Raw genomic sequence first — 19,944 nt, 5'->3', positions numbered from 1 at the left:
CGTCTTCGCACGGCGAGGCGGCCGTCGGCAACTGCGAAGAGAACGGCCTATGGACGCCGCGCCGGCCTGCCGTTAACGTTCCCCTTTCGGTACGAGGTCTCCCATGCTCAAGCTCTACTACACCCCCGGCACCTGCGCGGTCGCCTCCCACATCGCCCTGGAAGAGGCCGGCGCCGACTACAGGGCCGAGCGGATCGACTTCAAAACCAATCAGCAGAACAGCCCGGACTATCTCGCAATCAACCCGAAAGGACGCGTGCCGTCGCTGGTGACCGATCGCGGGGTCCTCACCGAGACGCCGGCGATGCTCGCCTACATCGCGCAAGTGTTTCCCAAGGCCAAGCTTGCGCCGCTCGACGATGCCTTTGCGCTCGCGCAGGCGCAGTCGTTCAATTCCTATCTGTGCTCGACGGTGCACGTGGCGCATGCCCACAAGATGCGCGGCGCGCGCTGGGCGACGGAGGAGACCTCCTTCGCGGACATGAAGCGGATGATCCCGAAGACCATGGGGGCCTGCTTCTCGCTGATCGAGCAGAAGATGCTCCGGGGCCCCTGGGTTATGGGCGAGCAGTATACGATCTGTGATCCCTATCTCTACACGCTGTCGCTCTGGCTCGAAGGCGACGGCGTCGACATCAAGGCGACACCTAAGGTCGCCGATCATTTCAAGCGGATGTCCGAGCGGCCCGCCGTGCGCAAGGTGATGGACGCGCACAAGGCCTGAGACCTCGGATTGTAGGGTGGGCAAAGGCGCGTAGCGCCGTGCCCACCATCTCGCAAGGCTACAACGGAAGTGGTGGGCACGCTTCGCTTTGCCCACCCTACGAAGCTAGCCCACCTGAAGCTGCGAAGCTTTCCGCTTCTCCAATTCCCGTCCGGTCTCCAGCATCAGCCGTCGCAGCCAGATCGAGCCGGGATCCATCTGCGCGCGGGTCGGATAAAACATGAACTGCTCGTCGATGCCGGGATCGAGCGGCGGCGTCACGGTTGAGAGCGCGAGCTGCCTTGACAGCGCCGCGATCAGGCGGCGGGGCACGAAGGCGACGAGATCGGTGCGGGCGGCAACATGCAGCGCTTCGAGATAGCCTGACACGACGAGCGCGATGTGCCGTTCGATGCCTTTGGTGCGCAGCCAGGTGTCGATCAGGTCCTCGGCCTGGCCGCGGATGATGACCGCGACGTGACGCGCGGCAAGGAACGTCTCGCGCCGTTTCAGCCTTGCGCCGACGGGATGGCCGCGCCGCACGGCAAGCGCATCGCTGTCGGTATAGAGCAGTTGCCGGTGAAATCCCTTGAAGGCGTTGCCGATCGAGATCACGAGATCGATGGTGCGGGCGAACTCGGCGTGGAAGATCGCAGGTCCCCGCCATGGCACCACGTCGATGCGGACGTTGGGTGCAAGGCGCGTCACCTTCTCCATAAAAGGTGGCATCAGAAGCTCGACGGCGAGGTCCGGCATCATCAAGCGGAACTGCCGCTCGCTGTGCGCGGCGTCGAATTCCTCTGATACGAAGAGCCCGCGCACCTGGTCGAGCGCCTGCGCAAGCGGCGCGCGCAGGGCCTGCGCCCGCGGCGTCAGCTCCATCCGCGCGCCGGTGCGCACCAGGAGCGGATCCCCGAAAATGTCCCGCAGGCGCTGGAGCGCGTGGCTGGTTGCCGGCTGCGACAGCCCGATCCTCAAGGCCGCGCGGCTGACATTGGCTTCGCGCAAGAGCGCGTCGAGCGCGCTCAGCAGATTGAGGTCAAGCGAATTCAAATTCATGAGGTGAATAGATATCATATTCACTATCGATTGGAAGAATTTGCATGAGGCGGCGATGATCCCGGCGAACTCAAGCAAAGGAGAAGCCGCCATGAGCGCCGCCGCCAACAAGAAACTGATGCAGGATATCTTCGCCGCCGCCGCAGACCCCGATCCAGCCGCCCGCGACCGTGCGCTGTTCATAGAGAGCCTTGCCGACGACGCGAAATGGGTCGTGACCGGACAATACTCCTGGTCGCGGACCTTTGCGGGCAGGGACGCCATCCTCAACGACCTGCACGGCCATGTCCGTTCGCGCCTCGTCGACCGGACGCGCACGGTGGCCCACCGTTTCATCGCCGACGGCGACTTCGTCGTGGTCGAGGCCAAGGGCGACAACGTCACCAAGGAAGGCGTTCGCTACGACAACGACTATTGCCTGGTGTTTCGCATCGAGGACGGCAGGATCAAGGAGATCCGGGAGTACTGCGACTCGGTCCTGACCGAGAAGGCGCTGGGCCCGTTTCCGGAAGCGGCAAGCCGGGCCGCGGGCTGATCCGGGTCGCGTTGTCTCACGGTTGCGGACAAGCGTTCGTGATGCGCTTGTCCGCACGAGCCTGCGTCCGATCCGTTAGCCGTTCGAGCCTTTCGGCCGGTTTTGTGCAAAACCGCCCGCCTGCTCATTGCGTTGTCCTGCCCGAGTTCCACCGGCGTCCACGCGAAGCGAGTGAAGGACACAATTAACAAGTGTCACGCATTGTGTCGCCGCAGACCGTGAGTCGCCGGACGGGCAATCAACGGCTGCAAGGGAGTCGCCTGGCGATTTCAGGTTCGTCCGGCTGCCCCGCGTCTCTTGCTTGGGTGGACAGAGGAAATGGCGGGCGTTCGTTTGAAGATCAGGGGGCGTCTTTACGCCGGCTTCGCAGCTCTCGTGGCAGTTGGCCTGATCATGGCCGCAGTGGCGGTCTGGAACCTGTGGGCTGTCCAGGACCAGGTCGCAAAGGCGGCGGCTCTCTCGGACAGCACGGCGCGGGTCCTGGAAATATCGAACCACCTCCAGGCGATCCAGCGAGCCAACCTTCGCTATATTCACGACGGGAACGAGCCGTCTCTCAAGGAGGCTGGAGACCGGGAGGCTGCGGCGACCCAGCTGCTTCAGGTGGGCGCGAAAGCGACGCTCTCCGAGGAGCGGCGAAATCTCTATAGCGATCTCATCGGCGATATCGCAAAGATGCGGACCCTGCGCGACGATCTCGGCGACGCCGTCAACGAGATGAGGACGGGCAGGGCGACCCTGTTGCCGGGTGGTGACGATCTGGCCGCAAAGACCGCCAAGCTGGTCATCGCTGCGCGCATCTCCCACGATGCCGAAGTCGCGGCCGCGGTCGCGGATCTCGAATCCAAGATCGTTCTTGTCCGAATTGCAAACTGGCGCTTCCTGGCCTTGCGCGACAGCAAGGGGGCTTCGGCCTTCAGGACGAGCGTCGAGAATACGCAACAAAAGCTCGCCGCGCTCGAGAGTGCCACGCTGCCGGAGGCGGTCCAGTCCGCGATCGCGCCGGTGAAGGCATCGCTGACGATCAACAAGAACGCCTTTGAGACGACGTCCGCCGCGATGCTCAAGGCGGACGACATCTACAACAACAATCTCGCGCCCCTGATCATCCGAAGCATCGACAAGCTCAAGGTCGCGGAAAGCGGATTGAAGACCGAAAATCAGGCCTCGCGCGCAGCCGCCGAGGGTGTCATCGCGAGCACGACGTCGGTCCAGGAGGCGGCTGGCGCCGTCGCCCTCCTGTTCGGCGGCATCATCGCCTTCCTGATCGCCCGCAGCATCGTCGGACCGATCACCTCGATGACCCGCGCGATGGGATCGCTCGCCGGCGGCGATCTCAGGACCGAGATCCCCGGACGCGGCAATCGCGACGAGATCGGCGACATGGCCAAGGCGATCCAGGTATTCAAGGACAACATGGTCGAGACCGAGCGCTTGCGCACCGAGCAGAAGGAGCTCGAGGTGCGTCAGGCGGAGCAGCGCAAGGCCGACATGGTCGAGCTCGCCGAGCAGTTCGAGCAGGCGGTCGGCGAGATCGTGGAGGCGGTCTCATCGGCGTCCGGCGAGCTGGAAGCGTCGGCCGGCACGCTGACCACGACCGCTTCGCGGGCCCGGGACCTCTCGACGGAGGTCGCGGCCGCTTCGCAGGAAGCCTCCGCCAACGTGCAGGCAGTCGCGTCCGCGACCGAGGAGCTTTCATCGTCGGTAGGCGAGATCGCGCGCCAGGTGCAGGAATCGGCCCGCATCGCCAATGAAGCCGTGGCGCAGGCGGGCAGGACCAACGAGCGGGTCGGCGAGCTCTCGAAGGCGGCCGCCAGGATCGGCGACGTCGTCGAACTGATCAGCACGATCGCCGGCCAGACCAACCTTCTGGCGCTGAACGCCACCATCGAGGCCGCGCGTGCCGGCGAAGCCGGCCGCGGTTTTGCCGTCGTTGCGACCGAGGTCAAGGCATTGGCCGAGCAGACCGCGAAGGCGACCGGCGAGATCGCCCAGCAGGTCTCCGGCATCCAGGCGGCGACCGAGGAGTCGGTCGGTTCGATCCGGGAGATCGGCGGAACCATCGAGCGGTTGTCGGAGATTTCAGCCGCGGTCGCGGCTGCCGTGGAAGAGCAGGGCGCGGCGACGCAGGAGATCTCGCGCAACGTTCAGCATGCCGCGCGCGGAACGCAGCGCGTGTCGACCAATATCGGCAACGTGCAGCGCGGCGCCTCCGAGACCGGCTCGGCGTCCTCGCAGGTGCTGGCGTCCGCCAAGTCGCTGTCGGCGGACAGCAGCCGGCTGAAGGTCGAGGTCGCCAAGTTCCTGAACTCGGTGCACGCCGCCTGATCGCGGGCGGCGCCGGCGGGGCCGGGCCGCGCTTTAGACGCGCGACCCGTCACGGGTGGTCAGGCCACCTTCGTCTTCATGTGCTTGAACATGTTGTCGCGGGCCTCGTCATCCATCACGGTCTTGAAGGCGAACTTGTCCTTCAGCGCGATGGCGCGCGCAGCCGCTGGTCGCGCGGAGATCTCGTCGACGAGACGCTTGACGTTCAGGTATTTCGCCGCTGCGTCCTCGCCGAGCACGAAGGCGGCCATGCGTGCCCAGCCCCACATCGCCATGTCGACGATCGAGTAGCTGTCGCCGACCATGTAGCGATTCTTCGCCAGATGATCGTTGAGGATCTGGTAGTGGCGATGGCCCTCGTACTGGTAGCGGTTGTGCGCGTAGTCCTGGTCCTTGGGCGAGAAGTGCCTGAAGTGCATCGCCTGTCCCGAATAGGGGCCGAGCCCGGTCGCGATGAACATCAGCCATGACAGCGTCTGCGCGCGAACGGCGGGCGCGGGCAGGAACTTGCCGGTCTTCTCGGCGAGATAGAGCAGGATGGCGTTGGAGTCGAACACGATGGTGCCGTCATCGTCTATCGCCGGCACCTTGGCGTTGGGATTGATCTTGAGGAATTCGGGCGTGAACTGCTCGCCCTTGCGGGTGTCGACCGCGACCGGCTCGAACGGCAGCGCGGACTCTTCCAGATAGAGCGCGACCTTGGTCGGGTTCGGCGAGCCGTTGAAATAGAATTTGAGCATCGAGAGTCTCCCCAGTCCTTTGTGAGCCGAGATCGGGCGCAGCATCATTGCCGCCGGCGGCCCTCTCTTGCCCGAACCCTTGCGGGAAGCACAAGTGACGCGTTCGTGGATGGAGCCTGCACGCCGTGCAGGTCAGCCGGCGTAGAAAAAACCGAGGATGGCGACGATGATCACGCCGAGACCTGCAGCTTCGACGCGGTGCGCAAGCCGTGTCGCGGCATGCACATCGGAGGCCCGCGCGGCGCGCTCGGAGCCTTTGGGATAACCGTGGACGATGACGTCGTGATTGAATGTGTCGTGAGCCTCGTTGCCGCTGGCGAGCCCGGCACAGACGAGGAGCACGCCGAACAGAGCGAGTCCGGCAAAGCCCAATAAGCCGATCATCAGCATCGGAAACATGCCGATCAGGAAGATCGGCAGCAGCGGCAAAAGCAGCAATGTCTCGGACTGTCGTCGCATGGCTCGACCGGTCAAGACGGGAACTGACGCCTGAATGTAGTCCCGGGAGCTCAGTGGTTCAAGTATTCCTCATTCCGGGGCTCGCGAAGCGAGAGCCCGGAATCTGGAGATTGTGACGCGAGATTCCGGGTTCGCGCTTCGCGCGCCCCGGAATGACGATCGGGAAAGGGGCGTTACTCGGCCATGCCGGAGCGGATTTCGGCGCGCAGCTCGTCGATCAGCTTGAGGCCCTGCTTGGTCTCGACATGCCAGTAGGTCCAGCCATTGCAGGCGGCAGAGCCCTGCGCCACCGCACCGATGCGGTGGATCGAGCCGACCTTGTCGCCCAGCATGATGGCGCCGTCGGCGCGAACGAGCGCACCGAGCTTCTTCTTGGCGTCGAACAGCTTGGTGCCGGGCATGATCATGCCGCGCTCGATCAGCTCGGAGAACGCCACGCGCGGGGCCTCGCGCGCGGTCATGAACGGGGCGAGGCTCTCTTCCGGCAGCGGCTCGACGGCCGCGATCCGCTCCTCGGCGGCCTTGGCGTAAGTGTGCTCGCGCTCGAAGCCGATGTAGCTGCGGCCGAGCCGCTTGGCGACGGCGCCGGTGGTGCCGGTGCCGTTGAAGGGATCGATCACGAGGTCGCCGGGCTTGGACGACGACAGCAGCACGCGCGCGAGCAGGCCTTCCGGCTTCTGCGTCGGGTGAACCTTCTTGCCGTCGGCGCCCTTGAGGCGCTCGTCGCCGGTGCAGAGCGGGATCAGCCAGTCGGAACGCGCCTGCACGTCCTCGTTGGCCGCCTTCAGCGCTTCGTAGTTGAAGGTGTAGCCCTTGGCCTTCTCGTCGCGCGCGGCCCAGATCATGGTTTCGTGCGCATTGGTGAAACGGCGGCCGCGGAAATTCGGCATCGGGTTGGACTTGCGCCACACGATGTCGTTGAGGAGCCAGAAGCCGAGATCCTGCATGATCGCGCCGACGCGGAAGATGTTGTGATAGGAGCCGATCACCCAGATCGTGGCCGACGGCTTCATCACGCGGCGGCAGGCGAGCAGCCAGGCGCGCGTGAAGTCGTCATAGGCCGAAAACGAATCGAACTTGTCCCAGGCGTCGTTGACGGCATCGACATGGGATTCGTCGGGGCGCTTGAGATCGCCCTTGAGCTGAAGATTGTAGGGCGGATCTGCGAACACCAGATCGACCGAACCGGATGCCAGCTTCGACATCTCGGCGACGCAATCGCCGACGATGATGCGATGCGATGCGGACTCAAAATTTGTGCGGGGCGCCCTTGCAGACGCCCCGCGACGCGACACAACCATGACTCAAGAACTCTGACTCAGGCGACGCTGTCGGCGACGCGGGACCAAACAACCGACTGGCCGCTACATTGACCGCGCAAAGTAAAAAACGACTTAACTCGCATCGTCTCGCGATTGCTTCGACATTGCGCATCGCGCAGGCAAAGATGTGCGGATCACTCGTGTTTTGCAGCATCTTTCGCGTTCGCGCGGTTGCGATCGCCTCGCTCGCGCCAAACTTTCTCTCGGAAAAAAATGCTGCTCTCCCGGAAAAAATTGCAGCCGTCGGCGCGGTGCCGCACTAGGCAATCTTTGCCGAGCAGGATATTGATTAATAGAACGGAAATTTTACGTTTGTGACGCGGGTAGGTCTTGCGCTGTTGCGTGCCCCCGCGGATGCAATCTAAGGACTTGAGGGAAGCCGCCATGCGTTACGATGATTTCCGCCGCAGCGACGACATCGAGGATCGTCGCGACGAGGGTGGTGGTGGGTTTGGTGGCGGTGGCGGCGGTGGTTTCGGTCTGCCGATGGGCGGCGGCGGCCTCGGCATCGGCACCATCATCGTGCTCGGCCTGCTCGGCTACGCCTTCGGCATCGATCCGCGCATCCTGATCGGCGGCGCCGAGATCCTCACAGGCGGCGGCCAGGCGCCGAGCTACCAGACCGATCGCCAGGCATCGGGCGGGCAGGTGAAGCGCGGCGCTCCGACCGACGAGATGGGCAGCATGATCTCCGGCATCCTGGGCGAGATCGACGATCGCTGGAGCGAAATCTTCCAGGCCAGCGGCCAGTCCTACACCGGTCCCAAGATCGTCCTGTTCCGCAACGCCACCAATGGCGGCCGCTGCGGCATGGCGCAGTCGGCGATGGGACCGTTCTACTGCCCGCCTGACAAGACCATCTTCCTCGACACCGGCTTCTTTCGCGAGGTCGAGACACGCTTCCGCGGCTGCTCCGGCAAGTCCGCCTGTAATTTCACGACCGCGTACATCATCGCCCATGAGGCCGGCCATCACATCCAGAATCTGCTCGGCATCATTCCGCGCGTGACGCGGCTGCAGCAGCAGGCCGGCTCCAAGGCCGAAGCCAACGCGCTCCAGGTGAAGGTGGAACTACAGGCCGACTGCCTGTCCGGCGTCTGGGTCAACCGCGAGGCGAAGAAGCGTCCGAACTTCCTCGAACCGGGCGACATCGACGCGGCGCTGACCACGGCCAGCGCGATCGGCGACGACACGCTGCAACGCCAGGCCACGGGCCGCGTCGTGCCCGACTCCTTCACCCACGGCTCGGCCGAGCAGCGCAAGCGCTGGTTCATGACCGGCTATCAGCAGGGCACGGTGCAGGCCTGCAACACGTTCGGGAATGGGTCGTTGTAAACTGGTCGTAGCGTCATCCTGAGGCGCTCGCCTCCTGGCGAGCCTCGAAGGATGACGAGCCCCCCGGCTCATCCTTCGAGGCGCGCTTATCGCGCGCACCTCAGGATGACGTCGGAGAATGGGTAAGGAGATGTGATCCAATGGCGTCGATCGACGAGACAAAACAATTCATCCCGCTCAACATCGCGGTGCTGACCGTCTCCGACACGCGCGCGCTCGCTGACGACAAGTCCGGCCAGACACTCGCCGATCGCATCAGCGCTGCCGGCCATCATCTTGCTGCGCGCGAGATCGTCACCGATGACGTCGAGGCGATCCGCGCCGTCATCCGCCGCTGGATTGCAGACGCCGGCGTCGATGTCGTCATCACCACCGGCGGCACCGGCTTCACCGGACGCGACGTGACGCCGGAGGCGATCGAGCCCTTGTTCGAGAAGCGCATGGACGGCTTCTCGATCGCGTTTCACATGATGAGCCACGCCAAGATCGGCACGTCGACGATCCAGAGTCGCGCCACCGCGGGCGTTGCGGGTGCGACCTACATCTTCTGCCTTCCCGGCTCGCCCGGCGCCTGCCGCGACGGCTGGGACGGCATCCTCGCCGCCCAACTCGACTATCGCACGCGCCCCTGCAACTTCGTCGAGATCATGCCGCGCCTCGACGAGCATTTGCGAAGGCCGAAGGCGCAAGGCGCGACGGTGTAGTCACGCACGGTGTGTGCGTGAGGCAATTGCGGTGCTTTCCCTTCTCCCCTTGCGGGAGAAGGTGGCATAGGCGGCCTACGGCCGCCGTTCTTGAGAACGCCGATGCTTCGCATCGGCTATGGCGCCGGATGAGGGGTTCTCTCCGCGCGATCAATAGTCAAAGTTGATCTCGCGGAGAGAGACCCCTCACCCCAATGAGCCTGTGTCTTCCGGCGGAGCTGCCCTCTCCCACAAGGGGCGAGGGTACATCAACGCGCACCGCGCTGGCTGAAGCGATATTCTTGCTCTTCCGTGTCAGCGAACACCACATCGCGCGCCATAGCTCGCGGCAGGCATCGCGTCGCAAGCGCCGGGCGCGGCGCTTGTAGAGATCGACCAGTTCTGCGGTGACGCGGCGCGCAGCTTCGGGCCGCGCGCGCATCAGAGATCGCGCTCCCAGGTTTCGCCGATCAAATTCTGGCCGAAGCTGCGATGCGGCTCGCTCGCCACCAGCTTGAAGCCCGCGTCCTGATAGATCTTGCGCGCGCCGACCAGAATGCTTTGCGTCCACAGCGTCATTCGCCGATAGCCGCAGGCGCGCGCGAAGGAGACGCATTCGGCGACCAGCCGCTGGCCAAGGCCGCGGCCGCGGGCGGCGGGATCGAGCAGCAACAGGCGCAGCTTGGCGACGTCGTCGCTGGCCTTCACCAGGAACACCGAGCCGACCGGGCGCCCTTCGATGTCGGCGATCCAGCAGCGCTCGCGCGAGGCGTCGAAGGAGGTCATGTATTTCGCCACGATCTCGGCAACGAGCGCCTCGAAGCCTGCATCAAAACCGTATTCGCTCGCATAGAGCGCGCCGTGGCTCTGCACCACCCAGCCCATGTCGCCGGGGCGTGGATCGCGCAAGGAGGCGGGCGCCGGCTCGGCGCGCGGCATGGCAAGCAACCGCTCGACCGTCTCCATCGCACCCGTCAACCGTTTGCGATCGGCCCCGGTGAGCGGCCGCAGCATAGCGGCGACGTCCTCTTGCGACGAGCGCTCGAGTCTGGCGAAGGCCTGGCGCCCCTTCGCGGTCAGGCTCAACTGATATTGCCGCCGGTCGGTTGGAAGCGGCCTGCGCGCGATCAGGCCGGCCTCGTCGAAATTCTGCACGATACGGCTGAGATAGCCGGGGTCGAGCCCGAGCTCGATGCCGATCTCCTTGGCCGAGCGCTCGCCGCCATGGGCGAGCTCATAGAGCACGCGCGCCTCGCTGAGCGAGAACGGCGTCTTCAGCAATTGCTGATCGAGCACGCCGAGCTTGCGGGTGTAGAACCGGTTGAAGGCACGAACCGCCTCCACCTGGTCGTCGGAGACCTGACCGGCCGAAGCGCCAGAGGGCGCGCTTGATGACAGGCTGGATGACATATCGGACGACATGGGGCACCTCCAATACTTGCCATTGTCAATCAATTATTTGACTTTGGCAAGTATCTTCTGGATCACGCCATGCTGACGATCTTGCTCCGCAACAGCGTCCGGGACGATCGGCCGAGCCGCCGCAGCAGCCGGGCCTCGGAGCGGCGAGCCTGGGGTGGGTAGCCGCCGATCCGGTCGTAATGGTCGCGCGCTATCAGGAGGCCCTGATCGCCGAAAGGCCCTACGATCTTGCGCGCCACGAGGCGGAGGATGTCGCGCAGGCCGGTATCGGCGTAGGGCGAACGTGCATAGCGGAACACGGCCGCGCGGTCGCGTCCGCTGGCGGAGACGACCTGGATGAACTGGGTGGTCTCTTCGATCCAGCCGGTCTCGAGCACGGCGCCGGCGTGCAGGAACATCAGCCAGGGCGATCGCGCCTGCAGCGCGCCGGCGGCAAGCGCCGCGCCCTGCGAGGAGCCTTCGTAACCGATGAAGCGGCAGCCCGCGACGTCGGCGACGCGCTCGATCACGCCGTTACGCGTGCCGTCGACGAGCAGGACTTCCTTGATCAGGCCGGCAGCAGCACCCGGGACCAGCGCGGCCAGAGTTGCGACCGTCGGCTGCTCGATGCCTTCCGTCGGTATGATGACGCTCAACATGTTGAGGCTTCAATTGTCTCAAGCTGTGGAAAAAGCGCAATTGTTATAGCGTATAACCGTGCCGTGGTGCCGGACGCAACGATTTGCCGGTGCGTTGGTGCTGCGGTGTCGCGGGATGGTAAACCGTGCAGCCGGCCGCAGCCAAGCCCGTCGCACGCCGGCCGTATTATTGCGGAATGTTTCAGCAGCCGCGCGCCGCATGCGACCTGATTTCATCGTGGACATTTTCGGGGCAGTGCGACCGTTCGCATCGCTCTCAAGAATGGCCGCCCCTGTCGCGCGCGGTCCTGTCAGGCCTGGACGAGCAATCATGCAAAAAGGTGACCTGATCTGCCCGAAATGCGGCGCCGGATTCCGCCGGATCACGCTATCATCGCTCAAACGTGAATGCGGCGAATTTCGCTGCACGATCTGCGATCGCGTTCTGGAGGTCTTCGATGACTCCAGCGCAGTTGCCTATCGCCTCACCGTAGTGCCAGCTAGGATATTTGTGTGAACGCCGATCAACTGACTGTTGGCACGGCCGCAACATCGCCCAAGGCGGACGCCGCGCCTGCCTTGCGGATTCGCGCCCTGATGCTGGGCGACCGCATCAATGCGGCGGGCCTGGAGATCGGAACGCTGGTGTCGTCGACGCCGGTCGCATTCCGCGTCCATGCCGGACTCGCCGTGATCTTCCGCTACGGCGTCGTGGTGCTGATCGGACTATTGCCCTCGGAAGAGAAGGTCCTGATCGACACATTGAAGCCGCGCGTGATCGGCGAGTTCAGCCCCTACGAGGAGGAGACCGCGCAGGCGCAACTCTGCAACGACGAAAACGCCGAGGTGATCCAGCCGGGCGGGCCGATCTGTCTCAGCAAATTCTCCGAGGACCGGCTCCTCCTAATCGCAGATGCGCTCGCCAAGAGTACGGCGCTCGCCCGCGACGAGCGCCGCGTCGCCGCCGTCTTCGACGTCATCGAACCGTTTGCGCGCGAGCTTGCCCAGCGCGGCCGCACGCCGCGCCGTCGCAAGGGAATCCTGCAACTGATCGGCAACGCGCTGCTCGTGCAGCAGCGCGTCGCGGGCCGCGTTGCCGTCGCGGAGAAGCCCGACGTGCTCTGGGAGAAGCCCGGGCTCGATCGCCTCTATTCGCGGCTCGAGGACGAGTATGAACTGAAGGAGCGTCTCGACACGCTCGAGCGCAAGCTCAAGGCCATCTCCGAGACCGCCAACGCGCTGACCGACATCATCGACACGCAGCGGTCGCTGCGGCTGGAGGTGGCCGTGGTCGTGCTGATCGTGATCGAGGTCGTGATCGGCTGCATCCAGATTTTTGCTGGAACTCACTAGACTAGGGGGCACGTAATAATATTCGGTCGTGTCTGCTTTGCTCCAATAGCGATGGACTTTTGTGCAGGCGCAGCAAATGACGCGATGGCCATGCACGGCCATCTAACCGCTGTCGCGCCAGACGATGCCTGGTGCATTCGGCGGTCAGTGAGGTACCATATGGTCGATGACTGATGACAAGGTGAAACGGCGGCTGACCACTGTCCTGTGCGCGGATGTGCACGGCTATTCTCGCCTGATGGGAGCAGACGAAGCGGGAACGCTGGAGATGCTGCGCCGCTGCCGCACTGCCATTGCAGGATTGGTGGAGCGCCACGACGGGCGGATCGTGAATACTTGGGGCGATGCCGTGATCGCCGAGTTCGCCAGCGTGGTCGAGGCCGTGCAATGTGCGGTCGAGATTCAGCAGGAGGTTTCCAGTCAGAATTCGGCCCCACCACCTCACGCGCCCCAGATGCGGTTTCGCATCGGCGTCAATCTAGGCGATGTGATGGTGGATGGTTCCGACATTTTTGGCGACGGGGTCAACATCGCGGCGCGGCTGCAAGAACTCGCCGAGCCCGGTGGCGTCGTGATCTCCGCTTCCGTCTACGATCAAGTGCACAACAAACTATCTCTTGGCTTTGACTGTCTCGGCCAGCAACAGATGAAGAACGTGGCCCCCGTAACCACGTATCGAGTGACCGTGGGTGGCCGAACTGGTGGTAGTGGAAGCCCTGCTACCCAAGTTGGAGCAGTTGCAGCCTCGGAAGCTGGCGCTCAACGGATTCGCGATCGATACGAGCCATCCACCTGGATGAGCTCGATCTCGGATCGGTTAGCGACCCTGCCTCGCCCCGTTGCAGCAATTCTCACAGTTTCAGGCTTTCTGATTCTGATCAATGTTTTCACCGGCCTGCACAGAATCTGGTTTCATTGGCCAGTCGCCGCACTGCTCTTCATTGGCGCCCTGCGGGCGCTACGGCACGGATCCGCGTCGGACAGAAATGAGGGGCGCCGAAGGACTCGGGACTGAGCGGCTCGGCCGTTGCACCGCGAGTCCGGGCACGCGCTCGATCGCCTCGATCGCGAGACGAAACCGATCGAGCTCGTCGAGCACGACCATGTCGAACGGCGTGGTCGTCGTGCCTTCCTCGGCAACGCCGCGCACATCTGTGCCGGCGTGGTTGGTGCCGCAATCGGAAACCAATTTCGTGGACTGAGTCCGCGGAATCGGAACGCAACGCTCTACCGTGCTGGCGCGCGCATGGACGCCGGCTGCCCTGGCAGCTTCAGCCTCGGACCTGCCTCGGTCAACTTTCCATCGGCGAGGGCAAACACCTGCAAATCCTGGTCGATGTAGTTGCCCACATAGAGGTAATCGCTGTTCGGGCTGTAAACGATGCCCTCTGGCAGGCCGCCGAGCGGTGCGCGCGCAGTCACCGTCAGCTTGCCGCCGGTGCCGATCGACATCAGCACGAGCTCGCCGGCTTTGGTCTTGAACCAGTCGCTATCCTTGGCCGCGGTGCCGAGCAGCAGCGGGGTGGCTGCGGTCTTCCCGTCGGGCGCGACGGCGAAGCCTTCCGGTCCGATGCCGGGGCTCATCACATCGACGACGTGGGGATGTGGACCTGTCGCTTCGATGGTCACCACGGCATCTGCGTTGTCTCTCAGTGCGCCGGTGTTCGATGCGATGACGTACTTGCCGTCTGGCGTGATGTCGATGTTGTAGGGATTGAATGCCGATGGAATGTCCATCGACTTGTCGTAGGTCACGTCTTGTCCATCGATCGTCAAAACGCCGATTTTGTTCGCGAGGTTGAGGCAGACGAAGGCGCGCTTGCCGTCGGGTGCGATGACAACAGCCGCAGCCTGCTGCTCCACCGGTACCTCGCCGACGGCTTTGACCGTTGAACCCTGGATGGAGACGACAGAGACACTCTTGCCGTCTCGGTTGGCAATCAATGCCAGGTCGCCCTTCTTTGAGATCGACAGACCGGAGGGCTGCCGCCCGACGGTAACCGTGTCGATCAACCTCGGCGGATCTGCACTGAGGTCAATCACGTACAGCTTGTCATCGGGGACCGTTTTCCAGGAGCTTCCTTCCTGGACGTGAACCACGGAATTGGCGACCAGGCCCAGCTTGCCGTCTGGTGTGATCTGCAAGTTCGTGGGTGGCCCCAGCAGAGAGTTCGCCAGCGGCAGGCTCGCGCGAATCCTGGGTTTGGCGGGATTGGTGACGTCCACGACCAGCACCGCGTCGATACCCGGAGTGCTATTCGTCTGGCCTTCGGGACCAAAAGTGATCTTGCTGTCGAGGCCGATCAGGATGTCGTTGGTTCCGGCCATTGCCGAGCCGCCGGCAACGAGGCCAGCCAAGCAGGCGGCGCAAAGAGCACTGCGTAAATTCATGATGCGATTTCTCCCACCCGGCTCATTTCTGGATGAGCCTGTCACTCTACCTTACCTTGCAGGTTTTGCAGATAGCAATCACTACCGCGCCGACGGCGTCGGGACATTCGCCAGGGCCTTGATCTTTGAACCGCGTGACAACTGCGTCGGGTCACTTCGTCACGCCCCGACTGTTCGGCCACACCCAGTTGCGGATCTCCGGCATGTCCTCGCCATGCTCGCGCACGTAGCGCGAATGTTCGATCAACTTGTCGCGGAACCGCTGCTTCACATGCGCCGCCTTCGTCGCGAGGCGCGGCACACGCTCGATCGCCTCGATCGCGAGATGGAAACGGTCGAGCTCGTTGAGCACGACCATGTCGAACGGCGTCGTCGTCGTGCCTTCCTCGTCAAAGCCGCGCACATGCATGCCGGCGTGGTTGGCGCGGCTGTAGGTCAAGCGATGAATGAGATAGGGGTAGCCGTGATAGGCGAAGATCACCGGCTTGTCGCGCGTGAACAGCGAGTCGAAATCCCGATCGGAAAGGCCATGCGGATGCTGCTCGTTCGGTTGCAGCGTCATGAGATCGACGACGTTGACGACGCGGATCTTCAGGTCGGGCAGGGCGTTCCGCAAGAGATCGACCGCAGCGAGCGTTTCCACCGTCGGCACGTCGCCGGCGCAGGCCATCACGACGTCGGGCTCGCCGTCGGCCCTTTCCGTGCCGGCCCAGGTCCAGATGCCGATGCCGGCATCACAATGTGTCGCCGCGTCCTGCATGGCGAGCCATTGCGGCGCGGGCTGCTTGCCGGCAACGATGACGTTGATGCGGTCGTAGGTGCGCAGACAGTGATCGGCAACCCACAGCAGCGTGTTGGCGTCCGGCGGGAAATAGACGCGGACGATATCGGCCTTCTTGTTGGTGACGAGATCGACGAAGCCGGGGTCCTGATGGCTGAAGCCGTTATGGTCCTGGCGCCAGACATGCGAGGTCAGGAGATAGTTGAGCGACGCGATCGGACGCCGCCACGTCAGCTCGCGCGACACTTTCAGCCATTTGGCGTGCTGGTTAAACATGGAGTCGACGATGTGGATGAAGGCTTCGTAGCAGGAGTAGAAGCCGTGGCGTCCGGTGAGCAGATAGCCCTCGAGCCAGCCCTGGCAGAGATGCTCGCTCAGCACCTCCATGACGCGGCCATCCTGGGCGAGGTGAACATCATAAGGTTCGGTCGGCTCCATCCAGACCCGTTCGGTCGCCTCGAACACGGCGTCGAGCCGGTTTGACGCGGTCTCGTCCGGACCCATGATGCGGAAGTTGCGCGCATCCGCATTCAGCCTGACGACGTCGCGCAGGAATTTGCCGAGCTCGCGCGTCGCCTCCGCGACCGTCTTGCCCGGCTCCTTCACCTCGACGGCGAAGCTGCGGAAATCGGGCAGCTTCAGCCCGCGCTTCAACAGCCCGCCATTGCCATGCGGATTGGCGCCCATGCGGCGATCGCCTTCCGGCGCGAGCGCCTGAAGCTCGGGAATGAGCGCGCCGTTGCGATCGAACAGCTCCTCCGGCGCGTAGCTTTTCATCCAGCCTTCGAGCACCTTCAAATGCGCGGGATTTTCCCGGCAATTGGCGACCGGCACCTGATGGGCGCGCCAGAAACCTTCGACCTTCAGCCCGTCGACCTCCTTGGGGCCGGTCCAGCCCTTCGGTGAGCGCAGCACGATCATCGGCCAGCGCGGCCGCTCGATCGTGGTCCTTGTTTCGCGCGCATGCTGCTGGATCGAGCGGATCCTTGCCAGCGCCACGTCGAGTGCGTCCGCCATGATCCGGTGCATCGTCTTGGGATCGTCACCCTCGACGAACAGCGGCTCGTGGCCAAACCCGCGGAAGAGATCGCGGAGCTCCTCGTCGCGCATCCGTCCGAGCACGGTAGGGTTGGCGATCTTGTAGCCGTTGAGATGCAGGATCGGCAGCACCGCGCCGTCATGCGCAGGATTCAGAAACTTGTTCGAATGCCAGGACGCCGCGAGCGGCCCGGTCTCGGCTTCGCCGTCACCGACGACGCAGGCGACGATCAGATCGGGATTGTCGAGCGCCGCGCCATAGGCGTGGACCAGCGCGTAGCCGAGCTCGCCGCCCTCATGGATCGAGCCCGGCGTCTCCGGCGCCGCGTGGCTCGGAATGCCGCCGGGGAAGGAGAACTGCCTGAACAGCTTGCGCAATCCGTCCGTGTCGCGCCCGATGTCTGGATAGATCTCGCTATAGCTGCCTTCGAGATAGGTATTGGCGACCATGCCCGGGCCGCCATGACCGGGACCGCAGATATAGAGCACGCTGAGATCGAGTGTGCGGATCGCGCGGTTGAGATGGGCATAAATGAAGTTCAGCCCGGGTGTCGTGCCCCAATGGCCGAGCAGGCGCGGCTTGATGTGCTCGGGCCGCAGCGGCTCGCGCAGCAGTGGATTGTCCAAAAGGTAGATTTGCCCGACGGATAAGTAGTTTGCGGCGCGCCAGTAGCGATCGAGCAGGTCGATATCGCCCGCGCTGGCGCGCTCTTGTTGTTTGCTTGTCATGATAAAGCTGACCCTGTTGCGTCGATCGTCACCAACACGGTTCCGCTGCGATCGATCCGTTGCCAACGCTCGGCATCAAACGTCATTGCGGCCGGCACCCTTTGCGGGAGGTCAAATTCCGCGCGCGAAGTTTGGGCGGCTACTTTGCATGGGGTTGTTTTGCGGTTTTTGAATTGGTGTTCTTGATTTGTTCCTTTTGCGTGTTATCTTGGCTTCATGAGTCGAGCATCCTCTCATGCCCTCAAGCACCCGCCGGTCACGGCGCCCTCCGAGCCGGCGGGTGCGCCTTCCGCCTTTCCTGAGCTTGCCGTCGCGATCGACCGCGAGCGCAGGCGCGGGCGGGGCGCCCAGTCCAACGCCAGCGGCCGTTATGAGGCCGAGGCGCGCGTTGCCTTTGACGACGGCTGGCAGAGCCTGGAGGAATTGCCGCCATTCAAGACCACGGTGGCGGTCGATACCTCTCGCAAAGTGATCACCCGCAACGACTCCCCCGACATCGGCTTCGACCGTTCCATCAATCCCTATCGCGGCTGCGAGCATGGCTGCGTCTACTGCTTCGCGCGGCCGACCCACGCCTATCTCGGGCTCTCGCCGGGGCTCGACTTCGAGTCAAAGCTGTTTGCCAAGCCCGAGGCGCCGGCGCTCCTGGAGAAGGAACTCGCCGCGACCGGCTATGAGCCGCGGATGATCGCGATCGGCACCAACACCGATCCCTATCAGCCGATCGAGCGCGAGCGGAAGATCATGCGCGGCATCCTGGAGGTGCTGGAGCGCGCGGGTCATCCCGTCGGCATCGTGACGAAATCGGCGCTGGTAACGCGTGACATCGATATCCTCTCGCGCATGGCCAGCCGCAACCTTGCCAAGGTCGCGATCTCGGTCACGACGCTCGATCCAAAGCTGGCGCGCACCATGGAGCCGCGCGCCTCGACACCGCCCAAGCGGCTGGAGGCGCTGAAGCAGCTTACGGAGGCCGGTATCCCCACGACCGTGATGGTCGCTCCCGTGATCCCTGCGCTGAACGATTCCGAGATCGAACGGATCTTGGACGCGGCCGCGCATGCGGGCGTCAAGGAAGCTTCCTACGTGCTGCTGCGGCTGCCGCTCGAGGTCCGCGACCTCTTCCGCGAATGGCTGATGGCGAACTATCCGGATCGCTATCGCCACGTCTTCACCCTGATCCGCGACATGCGCGGCGGTCGCGACTATGACTCGAAATGGGGCGAGCGGATGAAGGGCACGGGTCCCATGGCCTGGACCATCGGCCGCCGCTTCGAGATCGCCTGCGAGCGCCTCGGCCTGAACAAGCGCCGCTCCAAGCTGACAACGGACCACTTCGCCAAGCCGAAGCGCGGCGGCGAGCAGCTGAGCCTGTTCTAGGGCGAAGGCGCAAAATGCCTCCACATCGTCATTGCGAGCGCAGCGAAGCAATCCGGAAATGCATCTGCAGCGACAGTCCGGATTGCTTCGTCGCATCGCTCCTCGCAAATGACGGAGGATGGGCTGGCGTCTGAATAACGGGAATTATCCCGAGTTCCCCGTTGCGCCGGCCTGAGCCGCGTGCGCACGATCCCGGCCATGATTCGGGACAAATCCGCCAGCAAGCCGGCCAAGGACGCCGCGAAGAAAGAGCCCAAAGCGGCCGCGAAGGAGCCCAAGGGCACCGTCAAGGGCGTCATCGCGATCGCGCCGCCGAGCTTTCGCCGCGAGCGCGCGCTGATCAAGCGCGGCGTATGGCCGGTCGCCGGCTGCGACGAGGCGGGGCGGGGGCCGCTGGCGGGACCTGTGGTCGCGGCCGCCGTGATCCTCGACCCGAACCGGATCCCGCGCGGCATCGACGATTCCAAGCGCCTGACGGCCGAGGAGCGCGAAAAGCTGTTCGACAAGATCTGCGCAACCGCGCAGGTCTCTGTCGCCGTCGCCTCGCCGGCGCGCATCGACCGCGACAATATATTGCGCGCCTCGCTCTGGGCGCTGAAGCGCGCAGTGGTGGCGCTTCCCGAGGCGCCCCGCCACGTCTTCGTCGACGGCCGCGACAAGCTTGATACAGCCTGCGACTGCGAGGCGGTGATCGGCGGGGACGGCCTGGTGCTCTCGATCGCGGCGGCCTCGATTGTCGCCAAGGTCACGCGCGATCGGCTGATGTGCGCGCTGGCGGGTGATTGTCCGGGCTACGGTTTCGAGCAGCACAAGGGCTACGCGGTGCCAGAGCACCTGGATGCGCTGGATCGCCTCGGTCCCTCCATCCATCACCGCAGCTTCTTCGCCCCCGTCGTCGCCGCGCGCGAGAAGCACATGCCCTGGACGGTCGAACCCAAGCGCGACCTGTTCACGGCGGTGGATGAGGTGGTTGTGCAGGTTGAGGCGGAGGTACAGGTCGACGTTTCGACCAATCTCTAAAGCATGATCCGGAAAAGTGCGAAGCGGTTTCCCCTCGCGACAAACGCGG

General features: G+C 64.2%; 18 protein-coding genes and 1 pseudogene. 9 read left to right on the top strand and 10 right to left on the bottom strand.

What is annotated here, in order from left to right:
- The first annotated feature begins 103 nt into the window (after positions 1-103).
- Positions 104-724: a glutathione S-transferase family protein gene (locus tag Q2941_RS21385; protein WP_458193645.1), complete on the top strand. Its 621-nt coding sequence runs from the start codon at positions 104-106 to the stop codon at positions 722-724.
- Between the two features lie 105 nt (positions 725-829).
- On the opposite strand, the gene Q2941_RS21380 is transcribed toward Q2941_RS21385, so the two are convergent.
- On the bottom strand, positions 830-1,762 hold the full coding sequence (locus tag Q2941_RS21380; RefSeq protein ID WP_458193644.1) for a LysR family transcriptional regulator: 933 nt from the start codon (positions 1,760-1,762) through the stop codon (positions 830-832).
- A gap of 91 nt (positions 1,763-1,853) precedes the next feature.
- Between Q2941_RS21380 and Q2941_RS21375 the strand changes: the two genes are divergently transcribed.
- Positions 1,854-2,297 (top strand): nuclear transport factor 2 family protein, encoded by a 444-nt coding sequence (locus Q2941_RS21375; RefSeq protein ID WP_027524266.1) that lies wholly within the window; start codon positions 1,854-1,856, stop codon positions 2,295-2,297.
- A 318-nt stretch (positions 2,298-2,615) separates the two neighbouring features.
- Positions 2,616-4,625 (top strand): methyl-accepting chemotaxis protein, encoded by a 2,010-nt coding sequence (locus Q2941_RS21370; protein WP_458193643.1) that lies wholly within the window; start codon positions 2,616-2,618, stop codon positions 4,623-4,625.
- A gap of 59 nt (positions 4,626-4,684) precedes the next feature.
- Here Q2941_RS21370 and Q2941_RS21365 read toward each other — a convergent pair whose 3' ends face one another.
- The 4 genes from Q2941_RS21365 to Q2941_RS21350 form a co-directional block, all read right to left on the bottom strand.
- Entirely contained in the window at positions 4,685-5,365 is a 681-nt protein-coding gene (locus Q2941_RS21365) for a glutathione S-transferase family protein (RefSeq protein ID WP_458193642.1), read from the bottom strand.
- A 132-nt stretch (positions 5,366-5,497) separates the two neighbouring features.
- Positions 5,498-5,824, bottom strand: coding sequence for a hypothetical protein (locus Q2941_RS21360; RefSeq protein ID WP_458193641.1), 327 nt, complete (start codon positions 5,822-5,824; stop codon positions 5,498-5,500).
- Between the two features lie 173 nt (positions 5,825-5,997).
- On the bottom strand, positions 5,998-7,125 hold the full coding sequence (locus Q2941_RS21355) for a site-specific DNA-methyltransferase (protein ID WP_305881662.1): 1,128 nt from the start codon (positions 7,123-7,125) through the stop codon (positions 5,998-6,000).
- 155 nt (positions 7,126-7,280) lie between these two features.
- Positions 7,281-7,532 carry a hypothetical protein gene (locus Q2941_RS21350; protein WP_458193640.1) on the bottom strand — a complete coding sequence of 84 codons (252 nt, stop codon included), beginning with the start codon at positions 7,530-7,532 and terminating at the stop codon, positions 7,281-7,283.
- Between Q2941_RS21350 and ypfJ the strand changes: the two genes are divergently transcribed.
- The gene (gene ypfJ, locus Q2941_RS21345; protein ID WP_027524271.1) at positions 7,531-8,481 is read left to right on the top strand and encodes a KPN_02809 family neutral zinc metallopeptidase; all 951 of its coding nucleotides are present in this window, start codon (positions 7,531-7,533) and stop codon (positions 8,479-8,481) included. The genes Q2941_RS21350 and ypfJ overlap by 2 nt on opposite strands.
- A 140-nt stretch (positions 8,482-8,621) precedes the next feature.
- On the top strand, positions 8,622-9,185 hold the full coding sequence (gene moaB / locus Q2941_RS21340; protein WP_254107884.1) for a molybdenum cofactor biosynthesis protein B: 564 nt from the start codon (positions 8,622-8,624) through the stop codon (positions 9,183-9,185).
- Positions 9,186-9,605: 420 nt separating this feature from the next.
- On the opposite strand, the gene Q2941_RS21335 is transcribed toward moaB, so the two are convergent.
- Entirely contained in the window at positions 9,606-10,574 is a 969-nt protein-coding gene (locus Q2941_RS21335; protein WP_027524273.1) for a bifunctional helix-turn-helix transcriptional regulator/GNAT family N-acetyltransferase, read from the bottom strand.
- Positions 10,575-10,648: 74 nt separating this feature from the next.
- Complete coding sequence (locus Q2941_RS21330; protein WP_027524274.1) at positions 10,649-11,224, bottom strand: glycosyltransferase family protein; 576 nt, start codon at positions 11,222-11,224, stop codon at positions 10,649-10,651.
- A 492-nt stretch (positions 11,225-11,716) separates the two neighbouring features.
- On the opposite strand from Q2941_RS21330, the gene Q2941_RS21325 reads away from it, so the two are divergent.
- The gene (locus Q2941_RS21325) at positions 11,717-12,556 is read left to right on the top strand and encodes an RMD1 family protein (RefSeq protein ID WP_458193639.1); all 840 of its coding nucleotides are present in this window, start codon (positions 11,717-11,719) and stop codon (positions 12,554-12,556) included.
- A 166-nt stretch (positions 12,557-12,722) separates the two neighbouring features.
- A complete protein-coding gene (locus Q2941_RS21320) occupies positions 12,723-13,571 on the top strand; it encodes an adenylate/guanylate cyclase domain-containing protein (protein WP_254107875.1) in 849 nt (282 codons plus the stop codon).
- A 12-nt stretch (positions 13,572-13,583) separates the two neighbouring features.
- On the opposite strand, the pseudogene Q2941_RS21315 reads toward Q2941_RS21320, so the two are convergent.
- From Q2941_RS21315 to Q2941_RS21305, 3 genes and pseudogenes are all read right to left on the bottom strand, one after another.
- A pseudogene (locus Q2941_RS21315) lies at positions 13,584-13,727 on the bottom strand (phosphoketolase family protein); the annotation flags it as partial.
- 56 nt (positions 13,728-13,783) lie between these two features.
- Positions 13,784-14,884 (bottom strand): YncE family protein, encoded by a 1,101-nt coding sequence (locus Q2941_RS21310; protein WP_458193638.1) that lies wholly within the window; start codon positions 14,882-14,884, stop codon positions 13,784-13,786.
- Positions 14,885-15,098: 214 nt separating this feature from the next.
- Complete coding sequence (locus tag Q2941_RS21305; protein ID WP_458193637.1) at positions 15,099-17,495, bottom strand: phosphoketolase family protein; 2,397 nt, start codon at positions 17,493-17,495, stop codon at positions 15,099-15,101.
- Positions 17,496-17,711: 216 nt separating this feature from the next.
- On the opposite strand from Q2941_RS21305, the gene Q2941_RS21300 reads away from it, so the two are divergent.
- Entirely contained in the window at positions 17,712-18,875 is a 1,164-nt protein-coding gene (locus Q2941_RS21300; RefSeq protein ID WP_027524280.1) for a PA0069 family radical SAM protein, read from the top strand.
- A gap of 198 nt (positions 18,876-19,073) precedes the next feature.
- Entirely contained in the window at positions 19,074-19,895 is an 822-nt protein-coding gene (locus tag Q2941_RS21295) for a ribonuclease HII (protein WP_027524281.1), read from the top strand.
- Positions 19,896-19,944: the final 49 nt, after the last annotated feature.

The sequence above is a fragment of the Bradyrhizobium sp. UFLA05-153 genome (genome assembly GCF_054185185.1).
The sequence above is the reverse complement of the archived record's forward strand: the minus strand, read 5'-3'. Positions and strand labels throughout refer to the sequence as shown.